This is a genomic window from Arthrobacter sp. Br18 (assembly GCF_000520555.1).
Taxonomy (GTDB): Bacteria; Actinomycetota; Actinomycetes; order Actinomycetales; family Micrococcaceae; genus Arthrobacter_D.
The window spans coordinates 13,022-26,516 of record NZ_KI914870.1 but is presented as its reverse complement, the minus strand read 5'-3'; the positions used below and the strand labels follow the sequence as shown (position 1 = coordinate 26,516).

Annotated in this window: 11 protein-coding genes and 2 pseudogenes; 4 read left to right on the top strand and 9 right to left on the bottom strand. The window is 68.3% G+C overall.

Going from position 1 to position 13,495, the window contains the following annotated elements:
• The 4 genes and pseudogenes from Y704_RS23490 to argC form a co-directional block, all read right to left on the bottom strand.
• Window positions 1-577 (bottom strand): annotated as a pseudogene (locus tag Y704_RS23490) (aminotransferase class III-fold pyridoxal phosphate-dependent enzyme); the annotation flags it as partial.
• 150 nt (window positions 578-727) lie between these two features.
• Window positions 728-1,654: pseudogene (gene argB, locus Y704_RS20790) on the bottom strand (acetylglutamate kinase); the annotation flags it as partial.
• Window positions 1,654-2,823 carry a bifunctional glutamate N-acetyltransferase/amino-acid acetyltransferase ArgJ gene (gene argJ / locus Y704_RS0111625; RefSeq protein ID WP_026550250.1) on the bottom strand — a complete coding sequence of 390 codons (1,170 nt, stop codon included), beginning with the start codon at window positions 2,821-2,823 and terminating at the stop codon, window positions 1,654-1,656. The pseudogene argB and the gene argJ, both read right to left, overlap by 1 nt.
• Window positions 2,820-3,851 carry an N-acetyl-gamma-glutamyl-phosphate reductase gene (gene argC, locus Y704_RS0111620; RefSeq protein WP_026550249.1) on the bottom strand — a complete coding sequence of 344 codons (1,032 nt, stop codon included), beginning with the start codon at window positions 3,849-3,851 and terminating at the stop codon, window positions 2,820-2,822. Before argC ends, argJ begins: the two co-directional genes overlap by 4 nt.
• Window positions 3,852-3,982: 131 nt before the next feature.
• On the opposite strand from argC, the gene Y704_RS0111615 reads away from it, so the two are divergent.
• Entirely contained in the window at window positions 3,983-4,948 is a 966-nt protein-coding gene (locus Y704_RS0111615) for a quinone oxidoreductase family protein (protein WP_026550248.1), read from the top strand.
• 171 nt (window positions 4,949-5,119) lie between these two features.
• Here Y704_RS0111615 and pheT read toward each other — a convergent pair whose 3' ends face one another.
• A complete protein-coding gene (gene pheT / locus Y704_RS0111610; protein ID WP_026550247.1) occupies window positions 5,120-7,663 on the bottom strand; it encodes a phenylalanine--tRNA ligase subunit beta in 2,544 nt (847 codons plus the stop codon).
• Window positions 7,664-8,746, bottom strand: coding sequence for a phenylalanine--tRNA ligase subunit alpha (gene pheS / locus Y704_RS0111605; protein ID WP_051476970.1), 1,083 nt, complete (start codon window positions 8,744-8,746; stop codon window positions 7,664-7,666).
• Between the two features lie 135 nt (window positions 8,747-8,881).
• Between pheS and Y704_RS0111600 the strand changes: the two genes are divergently transcribed.
• Entirely contained in the window at window positions 8,882-9,334 is a 453-nt protein-coding gene (locus Y704_RS0111600; RefSeq protein WP_026550245.1) for an eCIS core domain-containing protein, read from the top strand.
• A gap of 45 nt (window positions 9,335-9,379) precedes the next feature.
• Here Y704_RS0111600 and pcp read toward each other — a convergent pair whose 3' ends face one another.
• Window positions 9,380-10,033: a pyroglutamyl-peptidase I gene (gene pcp, locus Y704_RS0111595; protein WP_026550244.1), complete on the bottom strand. Its 654-nt coding sequence runs from the start codon at window positions 10,031-10,033 to the stop codon at window positions 9,380-9,382.
• A 123-nt stretch (window positions 10,034-10,156) separates the two neighbouring features.
• Between pcp and Y704_RS0111590 the strand changes: the two genes are divergently transcribed.
• On the top strand, window positions 10,157-11,464 hold the full coding sequence (locus tag Y704_RS0111590; RefSeq protein WP_026550243.1) for an ATP-binding protein: 1,308 nt from the start codon (window positions 10,157-10,159) through the stop codon (window positions 11,462-11,464).
• Between the two features lie 96 nt (window positions 11,465-11,560).
• Here the strand turns inward: Y704_RS0111590 and Y704_RS0111585 are convergent, their stop codons facing one another.
• Together Y704_RS0111585 and Y704_RS0111580 are read right to left on the bottom strand one after the other, a co-directional pair.
• Window positions 11,561-12,031 carry a (deoxy)nucleoside triphosphate pyrophosphohydrolase gene (locus Y704_RS0111585; protein ID WP_253904309.1) on the bottom strand — a complete coding sequence of 157 codons (471 nt, stop codon included), beginning with the start codon at window positions 12,029-12,031 and terminating at the stop codon, window positions 11,561-11,563.
• Between the two features lie 41 nt (window positions 12,032-12,072).
• Window positions 12,073-12,315, bottom strand: a complete 243-nt coding sequence (locus Y704_RS0111580; protein WP_155850354.1) for a hypothetical protein — start codon at window positions 12,313-12,315, stop codon at window positions 12,073-12,075.
• 231 nt (window positions 12,316-12,546) lie between these two features.
• On the opposite strand from Y704_RS0111580, the gene Y704_RS20785 reads away from it, so the two are divergent.
• Window positions 12,547-13,495, top strand: a 949-nt coding sequence (locus tag Y704_RS20785; protein ID WP_035772527.1) for an MFS transporter, incomplete at its 3' end; no start/stop codon positions are given.

Here is a 13,495-nt window from a genome sequence, read left to right as displayed (position 1 = left end):
CACCCTGGATCGGCTCGAGAACGACGGCGGCCACGGTGTCATCCACGGCTGCAGTCAGCGCCTCGACGTTCCCGAACGGCAGGTGCTCGACGCCGCCGGGCAACGGCTCGAAGGGTTCCCGGTAGGCCTGCTTCGAGGTCAGTGCGAGGGCCCCCATGGTGCGCCCGTGGAAGGCGCCGTCGAGGGCGAGGATCCTCGTGCGGGTGGGAGAGCTGTTGCGCCGGGCCAGCTTGAAGGCCGCCTCCAGCGCTTCGGTGCCGGAGTTGGTGAAGAAGACCTTGGAGCCGACGGGCGCCTTGGCCAGGGCAAGGAGCTTCTCGGCCAGGGCGATCTGGGGAGGGCTCGTGAAGAAGTTCGAGACGTGGCCGAGGGTCGCGGCCTGGTTCGAAATGGCCGCGGTAAGCAGGGGGTGGGCGTGACCGAGGGCGTTGACCGCGATTCCGCCGAGGAGGTCGAGGTACCGGTTCCCGTCGGCGTCCCAGACGTAGCATCCGCTGCCGCGCACGAGGACGCGCTGGGGGGTGCCGAAGACGCCCATCAGCGAGTTCGTGTAGCGCGAGAGCCAGTCGGCACCTGACGGGACCTGGCCTGCCGCGCTTCCACACTCGACGCCGGTGGTCCCTCCGGCCCCCGGCCCGCCCTGTTCCGCTGGCAGCGCCGCTGACCGTTCCACCAGCGGCGGACCCGGCTGCGTCGCCGGCGGTCCGTCGGCCGCCGCCGCGCCGCCGTCGGGCACCACCTGGGTCCCGATGCCCGCCGTGGTGAACGTCTCGAGCAGCATGGAGTGGGCGAGGCGCCCGTCGACGATATGCGCGCGCTCCACACCGTTCTCCACCGCCCGCAGGCACGCCTTCATCTTGGGGATCATTCCCGATTCGAGCGAGGGCAGCAGGGTCCTGAGCTGCGTGGCAGTGACCGAGGTGAGCAGCGATCCCCGGTCCGGCCAGTCGGCGTACAGGCCCTCGACGTCGGTCAGGATCACCAGTTTCGAGGCGCCGAGGGCTTCCGCGAGCGCTGCCGCGGCGCTGTCCGCGTTGACGTTGAGCACCTGCTGCGTGGCATCTCCGTCGTCGTCGATCTCCGGGGCGACCGTCGAGATGACGGGGATGCGCCCGGCCTGCAGGATGTCGAGGATGGCACCCGGGTTGACACGGGTGACCTCACCCACGAGGCCGAGGTCCACGTCCTGCCCGTCCACCACGGTGCCGGTGCGGACGGCCTGCAGGAGGCCGCCGTCCTCCCCCGAGAGTCCGACGGCGTAGGGGCCGTGCGAGTTGATGAGGCCCACGAGTTCGCGCCCCACCGAGCCGGTCAGGACCATGCGGACCACGTCCATGGTCTCGGGCGTGGTGACACGCAGCCCGCCCTTGAACTCCGAGGCGATGCCAAGACGTTCGAGCATGGAGTTGATCTGCGGGCCTCCCCCATGGACCACCACGGGGCGGATGCCCACGTGGTGCAGGAACACGATGTCCTCGGCGAAGGCGCGGCGCATCTCCTCGTTGACCATGGCGTTTCCGCCGTACTTGATGACCATGGTGGTGCCGGCGAACCGCTGGATCCAGGGAAGCGCCTCGATCAGGGTGGCGGCTTTGTCCTGTGCCAGGAGCGTGTTTGCCGAGAGGGTGATCGGTGTCACGGTTTGAATTCCCATCAGCTCGAGTAGGCCGAATTCTCATGCACGTACTCGTGCGTGAGGTCGTTGGTCCAGATGGTCGCGGAGGCGGATCCGGCGCCCAGGTCGATCTCGACGGTGACGTCCCGGCCGCTCAGGTCCACGAGGTCGCGCGAATCCCCGATGCCGCCGTTCCGGCAGATCCGGATGCCGTTCATCGTCACGTTCAGCTCATCGGGCTCGAAGGCGGCGTCCGTGGTCCCGACGGCGGACAGCACTCGTCCCCAGTTGGGGTCGTTGCCGAAAATCGCCGTCTTGAAGAGATTCGAGCGGGCAACGGCGCGGCCCACAGTCTCGGCGTCGTGCTCGCTCGCTGCGCGAACGGTCGTGATGGCGATGGTGTGGCTCGCACCCTCTGCGTCGTTGATGAGCTGGGCCGCCAGGTCCAGGCAGACGGCAGTCAGGGCTTTCGTGAAGTGTGTCTGATCCGGTGTCACGCCGCTGGCACCGGAGGCGAGGAGCACCACGGTGTCGTTGGTCGACATGCAGCCGTCGGCATCAGTGCGGTCGAAGCTGACCCGGGTGGCCGCGCGGAGCGCGGTGTCCAGCTGATCGGGGTGCAGGACGGCGTCGGTGGTGAGGACCACGAGCATGGTGGCCAGCCCGGGCGCCAGCATTCCGGCACCCTTGGCCATCCCTCCGATCGAGTAGCCCTCGCTCGCCGAGTCGGCTGACGCCGGGTAGCGTGCCTCCTTGGAGACAGTGTCCGTGGTTCGGATAGCTTCGGCCGCGAACGTGCCGCCGGCCGAGCTCAGCGCACTGGCCGCAGCGGCCACTCCCGGTAGCAGCTTCTCCATGGGTAACTGCTCGCCGATCAGTCCCGTCGAACAGACGAAGACGTCGGTGGCCGAGATGCCCATCAGGTCCGCCACGGCCTCGGCGGTGCGGTGCGTGTTCTGGAAACCCTCATGCCCGGTGCACGCATTGGCGCCGCCCGCATTGAGGACCACGGCATCCACGCGGCCGTCCGACACCACCTGCCGCGACCAGTGCACGGGGGCGGCAGCTACCCGGTTGGAGGTGAAGACGGCAGCGGCAGAGTGCAGCGGCCCCTCGTTGACCACCAGCGCGACGTCAGGATTGCCGGAAGCCTTCAGTCCTGCGGTCACCCCTGATGCCCGAAACCCGCCGGGGTAGGTGATGCTCATGGTGCGGTTCCCTGGATGGTCAGGCCCGCGGTCTCGTCGAGGCCGAGGGCGATGTTCATGGACTGGATGGCGCCGCCGGCGGTTCCCTTGGTGAGATTGTCGATGGCGCAGGAGACGATCACCCGCCCGGCATGCCCATCAGAGGCGAGCTGCAGGTTCGCATAGTTGGAGCCCAACACTGCCTTGGTCGCTGGCCACTGGCCCTCGGGGAGCAGCCTCACAAAAGGTTCGTCCCCGTAGGCGTCCTCCCACGCGTGGCGCAGTTGCTCCGCCGTCGTGCCGGGCTTCACACGCGCCGTCGCAGTGGTGAGAATGCCGCGGGCCATGGGGGCGAGGGTCGGCGTGAAGGAGACGGTGACGCTTTCGCCTGCCGCATTGCTGAGTCCCTGCTCGATCTCGGGGGTGTGCCGGTGGCCGCCGCCCACGCCGTAGGGACTCATGCCGCCCATCACCTCGGAGCCCTGCAGGTGCCCCTTCGCGGACTTGCCGGCACCGGAGGTTCCGGAGGCGGACACGACGACGACGTCGTCCGGCTCGAGCAGTCCCGCGTCGAAACCGGGGGCGAGGGCCAGGAGGACGCTCGTGGGGTAGCAGCCGGGCACCGCGATGCGCCGCGCGCCGCGCAGCGCCGCCCGATTTCCGGCGAGTTCGGGGAGCCCGTAGGGCCAGGTGCCTGCATGGGCTGAGCCGTAGAACTTCTCCCAGGCCTGCGGGTCCTCCAACCGGTGATCCGCGCCGGCATCGATGACCAGGGTCTCCTCCGCGAGGTGCGCCGCAATTTCTGCACTCGCGCCGTGCGGGAGGGCGAGGAAGACGACGTCGTGCCCGGACAGTACCTCCACCGTGGTGTCTTCGAGGACCCGGTCGGCGAGCGCGTGGAGGTGGGGCTGAAGCGTGCCGAGCCGTGCACCTGCGTTGCTGTGCGCGGTGATCGCGCCGATACTGACGTCGGGGTGCGCTGCGAGGAGGCGGAGGAGTTCGCCGCCCGCATAGCCGCTCGCGCCCGACACCGCTGCAGAAAAGGTCATGGAACGAGCCTACCTGACATATATACGATGCTCTACATAAATATTCACTGGTGTGCGCTCTCCGGAGGAGTTGTGGCGAGCGAATAGCATGGGCACAAGCCCACCAGCAGACCACGAATGGAGATCCTGTCATGTCCCTTGCCATTGTCGTCGAACAGCCCGGCGGTCCCGAGGTGATGCAGGCGCAGGACGCCGCGAAGCCCGTTCCGGGAAGGAACCAGCTCCTCGTGCGGGTTGCCGCAGCGGGCGTCAACTTCATCGAGACGTACCAGCGGAGCGGCGCCTACCCGATGACGCACCCGTTCACGCCGGGTGCGGAGGCCGCCGGCGTCGTGGAGGACGTGGGGCAAAACGCAACAGGCTTCGCCGCAGGGGACCGCGTGGCATTCGCCGAGGGAACCGGCACCTACGCCGAGTATGCACTCGTCGACGCCGACCGCGCGCTGCCGGTGCCCGAGGGGATCGACCTCGAGACCGCAGCCGCCGTTCCCCTCCAGGGCATGACGGCGCACTACCTCATCAACTCGACGTTTCCGGTGGAATTCGGAATGACCGTGCTGGCACACGCCGGCGCCGGCGGCGTGGGACTCCTCCTGATCCAGCTTCTGAAGGCCAAGGGCGCCCGGGTTCTCACCACGGTGTCCACTCCGGAGAAGGAGGAGGTGGCCCGCGCGGTGGGTGCCGACGAGGTGCTCTCCTATGAAGGCTTCGCCGCCGCGGTCCTCAGCCTGACCGGCGGTACCGGCGTCGACGTGGTGTACGACGGCGTCGGGAAGTCGACCTTCGACGATTCGCTGAAGAGCCTGCGCGTCCGCGGCACCATGGTGCTGTACGGAGCGGCTTCCGGTGCGGTCCCCCCAGTCGACCCCCAGCGGCTCAACAGCGGGGGCTCCCTCTTTCTCACGAGGCCCTCTCTGGTACATCACCTGCGGACTCCCGAGGAACGGCGCTGGCGGTCCGAGGAACTGTTCGGCGCCATCGCCGCCGGGCAGCTCGAGGTCCGCATCGGTGCACGCTATCCCCTGGCCGAGGCCGCGAAGGCGCACGAGGATCTCCAGGCACGGCGGACTACGGGAAAGCTTTTGCTCATTCCCTGACCGGGTGGAGTGGCGCGGCCGCGCCAGGGCGCATCGGAAATGCCGCCCCTGGGCATCGACGCGGCGTGTCGCGTTGGGACACGCCGCGTATCAGCAACTCCGGCGGTGAATAACGGCACTTCCGATACGCCGGCCGCCGCCGGAAGTGATCCCCGGTGGCGCCGGGCGACATCAACGCTGAACGGCTCCGAACCGCGTCGAGGCCAGGACGACGGCGGCATCGCGCGCGGCGCTCGCCTCATCGGCGGTGAGCGTGCGGTCTGCGGCACGGAAGCGCAGCGCGAACGCGAGCGATTTGCTGCCATCGGGAATCCCCTGGCCCGTATACACGTCGAAAAGGTTCACGTCCTCCAGCAGCTCCCCCGCGCCCTCCCGGAGGGCCTCCAGGACATCCGAGGACACCACTGCGCCGTCCACCACGAGCGCCACATCCTGCGTGGTGGGCGGGAACGAGGACAACGGCCGGGCGACGATGACGTCCGCAGCCGCCTCGAACAGAAGATCGGCGTTGATTTCGAGGGCCACCGTCCGGGCGGGCAGGTCCAGCGCGGCGACCAGCTTGGGATGCAGCTCCCCCGCATAACCCAGCACCTCGCCGCCGCGCAGGCTCACCTGCGCGGTGCGACCGGGGTGGAACGCCTGGTGGGTTCCCTGACCGACGACGACGTCGACCCCCATGACGTCCGCCATCAGCCGCACCGTGTCGAGGGCATCGGCCCAGTCCCATGCCCGGGGAGCGGAACCGGCCGAGGCCGGCGCATCATTGCCGGTGAAGACAGCGGCAATGGTGAGCGGCTGGTACGGGATGCCCTCATACAGTGCGTCGAGGATCTCCTCCGCCGGCTTCTCACCCAGCGGCGGAATGGATTCAGTGCCCATGGACTCGGCAGGCTGGAAGACCAGGCCCGCCTCGAAGAGTGCCAGGTCACGGAAACCCCGGGAATGGTTCCGCTTCGCCACCTCGATGAGCCCCGGCAGCACCGAGGTACGGAGGCAGCCGAGTTCGGCGCTCAACGGATTGGCGAGCTTCACCGCACGTACCTTCGTACCCTCGTCCGCGCTGCCGAAGACGGCGTTGCTCCGTTCGCTGACGAACGGGTAGGACAGCACTTCGGTCAGCCCGGAGGATGCCAGCGCGTTCATCAGGCGACGCCGCTGCTGCTGCACCCGCGTCAGTCCCCGTCCGGGCGGCGCTACGGGAAGCGTGGACGGAACGGTGTCGTAGCCCTCGAGCCGGATGATCTCCTCGGTCAGGTCCTCACGGCTCTCGAGGTCGGGGCGCCAGCTCGGAGGCGTCACCGAGTACCCGCCGTCGTGCGCGGTGACCGAGGCCCCAAGGTCCGAGAGAGTCCCGGTGATCTGGTCCCGCGTGAAGTCCCGCCCGATCAGGCGGGCCGGGAAATCCCCGGCGAGGTCGATGACCCGCGGCTCGGGAGCGCTGCCCTCATCTGTTCCCGTGGAATCCGCTGTACCGCCGGCCAGGGTCGTGATGAGGTCGACGGCGCGCTGTGCCGCGATGTCCGCGACGTTCCAGTCGACTCCGCGCTCGAAGCGCTTGGAGGCCTCCGAGGGCAGTCTGTGGCGGCGGCGCGAGCGCCCGATGCCCACCTCCTCGAAGTGTGCCGATTCGATCAGGACGTTGACCGTACTTTCTGAAACCTCGGTCGTTGCCCCCCCCATGACGCCGGCGATGCCGATAGGCCCCGAATCGTCAGTGATGAGGAGGTCGCCGGTGTCGAGCGCGCGTGCCTTGTCATCGAGCGTGGTGAGCTTCTCCCCCGGAAGAGCCCGACGCACCACGATGTCGCCGGAGAGCCGGTCGAGATCGTAGAAGTGCAGCGGCTGGCCGAGCTCGAGCATCACGTAGTTCGACACATCCACCACCAGCGAGATGGACCGGATGCCGGCCAGGCGCAGGCGCGCGGACAGCCAGGGCGGAGTGGGACGGGTGGGATCGACACCACGAACGGTGCGGGCCACGAAACGGTCGCAGCCGGGCCGGCCGTAGATGGGCGCCGAATCCTCGAGCCGCACCGCATAACCGCGTCCGGTGGCTCTCGGCACGACGACGGCGCTCGCCGGGTCGGTGAACGCCGTCCCGGTGGCGTGCGCGTACTCGCGGGCCACCCCGCGGATCGAGAAGCAGTAGCCCCGGTCAGGGGTGACGTTGATCTCGGCGGCTTCGTCGTGGAGACCGAGCAGGCCCAGGGCGTCGGTGCCGAGCTCCGGGTCCAGGCCCAGGGTGGAAAGCACGAGGATGCCGTCGTGGTCGTCCCCGATCCCGAGTTCCTTCACCGACGCGATCATCCCCGCCGAGACGTGACCGTAGGTGTTCCGCGGGCTGATGCGGAAGTCCCCGGGCAGGACGGCGCCCGGCAGCGTGACCACCACCTTGTCGCCCACCTCGAAGTTGTGGGCGCCGCACACAATGCCCTGCACGCCGCTCGGATCGATGCCGTCGCCGTCGAGCTCCTGGGACGCGCGCTCCGGCACAACCCGGACAGTGCACCAGTTGATGGTCTTGCCGTTGGTCTGCGGTTCCCTGACGATGCTGAGGACCTGGCCCACCACGATGGGGCCCTGCAGCTCGTCGGTGGGCCGGTGGACAGCCTCTTCCTCGAGGCCCACCCGGACCAGGTCCGCCATGACATCCTCGGCCGTCGCATCGGCCGGCACTGCGGCGTATTCGCGCAGCCATGAAAGGGGGATTCTCATCTAGATCTCCATCCCGAAGTGTTCGCTGAAACGTACGTCGCCCTCAATGATGTCCCGCATGTCGCTGACCTCGTTGCGGAACATGAGGGCCCGCTCGATGCCCATGCCGAACGCAAATCCGGAGTAGACCTCCGGGTCGATGCCCGCCGCTCGCAGCACGTTGGGGTTGACCATTCCGCAGCCGCCCCACTCGATCCACTGCGGACCGCCCTTCGCGCCGGGGTGCCAGACGTCGAGCTCGGCGCTGGGCTCGGTGAAGGGGAAGAAGTTGGGGCGCAGGCGCACCTTGGCCTCCGCGCCGAACAGCTGCTGCGTGAAGTGGTCGAGCGTTCCCACGAGGTCCGCCATGGTGAGGCCCTTGTCGATGGCGAGGCCCTCGAACTGGTGGAACACCGGGGTGTGCGTGGCATCGAGTTCGTCGGTGCGGAAGACCTTGCCCGGGCAGAGGACGTAGATGGGAAGCTCGCGCTCCAGCATCGATCGGACCTGCACGGGCGAGGTGTGGGTCCGCAGCACGAGGTGCGCGGTGGGCGGCTCCACGAAGAAGGTGTCCTGCATCTCACGCGCCGGGTGGTCGGGCGCGAAGTTCAGGGCGTCGAAGTTGAACCACTCCGATTCCAGCTCCGGGCCCTCGGCGATTTCCCAGCCCATGCCGACGAACACATCGGACACGCGCTCCTGCAGGGTCGACAACGGGTGGCGCGCACCCACGCGGCGGCGTCGGGGGGCCGCGGTGACATCCACCGCCTCCTCGATGAGGATGCGGGCGTCGCGCTCCGCCTCGAGCTCCACGCCGCGTGCGGCGAGGGCCTGGCTGATACGCCCGCGGGCCGGCCCGATGTTCTTGCCGGCCGCGGCCTTCTGCTCCTTGGCGAGGGCACCGATGCCGCGGTTGGCCAGACTCAGGGGCGACTTCTCGCCGGTGTGGGCGATGCGGGCACCCTTCAGCGCCTCAAGGTCCGAGGCCGCGGCAATATCGGCCAGCGCGCGCTCGACGGCGGCGCCCACCGCCGCGGCATCCAGCGGATCGGGGATTTCGACGGCGGCGCTCTCGGCGCCGGCCTGCTCTGGGGACTTCGACATTCGGATGGCCTACCTGGCACTTTCGGTCGCGTGTCCGGCAGCACAGTTCACCTGCGCATGCCGCTCATGGGAAGCCGGCACGCTCGAGGCGCTCCGGCAGGGCAAGTCTAATTGACGCGCCGCTAGGATAGCCGCATGGACTTCCCGTGGTCGCTGGTCCGGGCCTTGAACTGGATCAACCTGTCCACCCCCTGCGGACTGCTCCTTGCCCGCGCCAAGGGGTGCCCCGTCTCGCGGGGACCACACGGGCTGCTGCTGGCCGAGGGGTACACGGGAGCCCTGCCGCGGGCCCGTGCCTTCACCGTGGGCGGCGTGGTGTTCCTCCGCGGACCGCGTCCCCAGGCGTCGGAGGCGCTGCTGGGCCACGAAGCACGGCACGCCCGCCAGTACGCTGCCTGCCTCGGCCTGCCGTTCCTTCCGCTCTACTTCGGTGCCGCGGCCTGGTCACTGCTGCGCACCGGGGATCCGGCGTCGCGCAATGTCTTCGAACGCTCAGCCGGCCTGAACGCGGGCGGCTACCGCGAGCACCAGGTTCGGGAATTGCCCGCGGTCGCTTTCGTGCGCGCCCGGCGGCGGAAGCGGAACTAGTCCGCGCCCGTCATATTAGCGACGCGAACAGTGCCCGCCGCGGCGCTAATGTTCGGCGCCGGCCGCCAGGCGGAGGTCGCCGTGGCGGAGGGTGCCGTCAGCGGTCAGTGCCGCGGTGGCCACGAGCGTGAGCGCCTCCGCCATGTCCCCGACGTCCAGCCCTGGCAGACCATGCTGCGAGCCCTGCCCGGTCGAGTAGGGCACGTGGATGAATCCGCCGCGAACGCCGTCGAGCCCGGCCAGGATGTCCATCAGCGCGTAGAACACGTGGTTGCAGACGTAGGTGCCGGCCGTCTGCGAGATTTCCACCGGAATTCCCGCTGCGGCCACCGCCGCCATTCCCGCCTTGATCGGCAGCGTGCTGAAATACGCAGCGGGGCCGTCGGTTCGCACCGGCTGGTCGATGGGGGCAGTGCCGGCGTTGTCGGGGATCCGCGCGTCGTCCACGTTGATGGCCACACGCTCGATGGAGACCTTCGACCGTCCCCCGGCCTGGCCCACGCACAGCACCACGGTGGGCTTCACCTGCCCCACGGCGCTCCGCAGTACCTCCGCACTCCTTTCGAAGACGCACGGAAGCTCGACGGCGGCCGCGTCGTGGCCTGCCGACCGGAGGGCGGCCGCAGCAAGCTGCGCTGCGGCCCAGGACGGGTTGACGGTTTCGCCGCCGAAGGGCTCGAAGCCGGTGAGCAGGATCATGCGCCAAGCCTAGGCCACGGACACAGACCATCCGCCGGTAACGAAGGCGGGACACATTCAGACCTTGTGCAATGCTGTCAAGCAGTCACTCGGCTACCGAAACCTCCAATGTAAGGACACTCCATGACAGGCTGGCGGATCCGGGATTTTCACGCTTCCGATATGGACGCCATCCTCCATCTGTGGGAGCAGTCGCATACCTCCGGCGTCGAGCCTGTCTACGCGCTCGCCGAGGTTCTCGCCTCCTGCCAGAAGGACCACGCCGTGGTGGCGGTGCATGGCGAGACCGTCCTGGGAGCGGCGGTGGCCCGGGCCGCGCATGACCAGGGCTGGATCGTCTTCTTCGCCATCGAGGAGAACTGGCGCAATCGGGGTATCGGCAGCGGGATGCTCGCCTCGATCGAGAACCGGATGGCGCCCCTGGGACTCACCAAACTGTCGACGCTGGTACCGGAAACCGAGCATCGCGTCGCTGCCCTCCTGAACTCCGGGTTCGTCGACCGGAAGCACCTGCGGTACTTCGAACGGGAGATTCCTGTCCAGCGGCAGGAAATGGGGCTGCTGGGCGAACTGGGCGGTCGCCTGATGGCCCGGAACCTCTGGAGCGCCGTCGGGGGGATGCAGCGCGAGAAGGAACTCCTCGAGCGGCGCCTCGTGCTGCCGTTGGCGAATCCCGACCTGGCCGACCAGTACGGTGTGGTTCCGCCGCGTGCAGTGGTGCTCTTCGGGCCTCCCGGCACCGGCAAGACCACCTTCGCCAAGGCCATCGCCTCTCGCCTCGAGTGGCCCTTCGTCGAGGTGTTCCCCTCCCGTCTCGCCTCCGACCCCCGGGGACTCGCCGGCGCCCTTCGGGAGACCTTCCTCAACATCTCCGAACTCGAACACGCGGTGGTCTTCATCGACGAAGTGGAGGAAATTGCAGCGCAGCGCCAGGGAGAACCGCCGTCACCGCTGCAGGGAGTCACGAATGAGCTCCTGAAGATCATTCCCGCGTTCCGCGAACAGCCCGGCCGCCTGCTCGTGTGCGCGACCAATTTCATCCGCGCCCTCGACACCGCCTTCCTTCGCCACGGACGCTTCGACTACGTCATCCCCATCGGACTGCCGGACGAGGAAGCACGCCACGCCATCTGGACCCGCTACATTCCATCGGAGGTGGCGGCCGACGTCGACGTCGACGCCCTTGTCGGTGCGACCGACGGTTTCTCGCCCGCCGATGTGGAGTACGCAGCCCGGAAAGCCTCCCAACAGGCGCTGGAGAAAGCGGTGTACAGCCCGGCGTACAGCGGCGCGGACGCCAGGACACCGCCGGTCGCGGCAGGGCCGTCGACCGCCGACTACCTGGCAGCTATCGCGGAGACCCGGACCACCGTCTCTGCCGAGGTGGCCCAGGACTTCCGCGAGGACATCGAGACGATCGCGCGCCTGTGAGATATTAGTGCACAGCTTCTATCTCCCTCGCGACGCTGCCCTGGGCCGGCTTTTCGGCTCACTGGCGGCGGGAGCGACGGCGGAACCCACCCTGTTCTAGCTTCCGGAGTGACACTGAGGGGCTTGTGCGGCCCACTTCAGGAGTGCGTCGACGATCGGCCGGTCAGCGGGGATCCATGGCAGTTGCAGCAGCTCCGACGTGTCGGTCAGTGACACCCACTTGAGGGCATCGTGGTCCTGCAGCGGCGCCGGGACTCCTGCTGACACCTCAGCAGCCCAGACCCGCATGGACGCCGTCGCATGCAGGGGCCATCCGGCGTCGCCCGGGCCGTAGATCTCGGTTCCGAGTTCCACACTGATCCCCAATTCCTCGGAGAGCTCACGGTGAAGGGCGCCGGTGCAGGTCTCGCCGGCTTCGACCTTGCCGCCGGGAAACTCCCACATCCCCGCGAATTGCTCGGGCGCGGTGCGCCGCGCGGCCAGCAGGGAGGTGGGCCGAAGGAGGGAATCGAGCACGGCTGCTCCCACTATCTGACGGACCTGGAGGAGATTGTTCGGCGAAATCACCTGTCGAGTCTACCCACCATCTGCCGCCTGGCGCCGGATCCTCAGCTTTCCTCCGGATCCAGGCCGTCGGCGTCGCGCCCCGCCTGGTGGTCAGGATTCAGGTCGCGGCGGTACTCGCCCGAGGGGCTCAGCCCCGGAACCTGCTGGCCCGCGTTCAGCTCCGTGGAGGTGTACGCGTCCTCCGATAACTCCGCCGCCGATTCAGGTTCGGGTCCGGGAACGTTGATGTCGTCGCGCAGATGGTCAGAGGATGGCAGTTCGGATTCATGCGGTGTCCAACTCATCCCCCAGCCCATCACAGGGGAGCCGGGAAGGCCAGCAGTTTCTGCGGTCCTCCGGGGGCGCCCGTGCCTGACGATGATGATCCCGGCGGCACCCGACTAGACTGGACCCTGACAAGGGCGTCGCGCCCCTGGAAGCAGCCTGCAGTTCGAGTATTCCTCCCTGCACGGCTCCGCCCCTCGCCACGAGAGGGACGTTCGGCGTATCCGCTCCTCCCGCGTCGAAAGAGATTCATGCCTTATCCAACACGTCCCTCCCTCACACCGCGCCAACTCGTGTTCGCCATCACCGCGCTGGCTATGGGTGGCTTCGCGATCGGCACCACCGAATTCGCCATCATGGGTCTGCTCCAGGAAATGGTGGACGAGCTGGGGGTGAGTTACACCCAGGGTGGCCACGTCATTTCCGCCTATGCACTGGGCGTCGTGGTCGGCGCTCCCGTCCTCGCGACACTGGGGGCGAAGCGCCCGCAGCGATCCATGGCCGTCTGGCTGATGGTCGCCTTCGTGGTGGCGAACTTCTCCTCCTACTTCGCGGCAGGGTACGGCTGGATGATGGCGTCACGTTTCCTGTCAGGCCTGCCCCACGGCGCGTACTTCGGCGTCGCCGCCGTGATTGCGGCGTCGCTCGCCAACCCCACCCACCGCGCCCGCGCGATCTCCATGGTCATGCTCGGGCTCAGTATCGCCAATGTCGTGGGCGTCCCTTTTGCCACCTGGCTCGGGCAGCAGGTGGGCTGGCGCAGCCTCTTCCTGCTGGTCGGGGTCGTCGGAATGGTGACGATCGTGCTGATCCTGCGCTACGTACCGTTCCAGGAGCCGCATCCCGACGCAAGCATCCGGCGTGAACTCGGCGCCCTGCGCCGCCCGCAGATGTGGCTGACGCTCCTGATCGGCACCGTCGGTTTCGGAGGTTTCTTCGCCGTGTACTCCTACATCTCCCCCACCATCACCGAGGTGACCGGCTTGCCCTCCAGTGTTCTCCCCATCGTGGTCGCGCTGTATGGCGTCGGCATGGTGGCGGGGAACATTCTGGGCGGGCGCATTGCCGACCGCTCCGTCATGGGGAGCATCTACGGCGTCATGGCCGTGGTGGTGGTGGTCCTGCTCCTCTTCCCGCTCGCGATGCAGTTCCCTCCGACGGCGTTCCTCTTCGCGTTCCTGGTCGGAGCGAGTGGCTCGA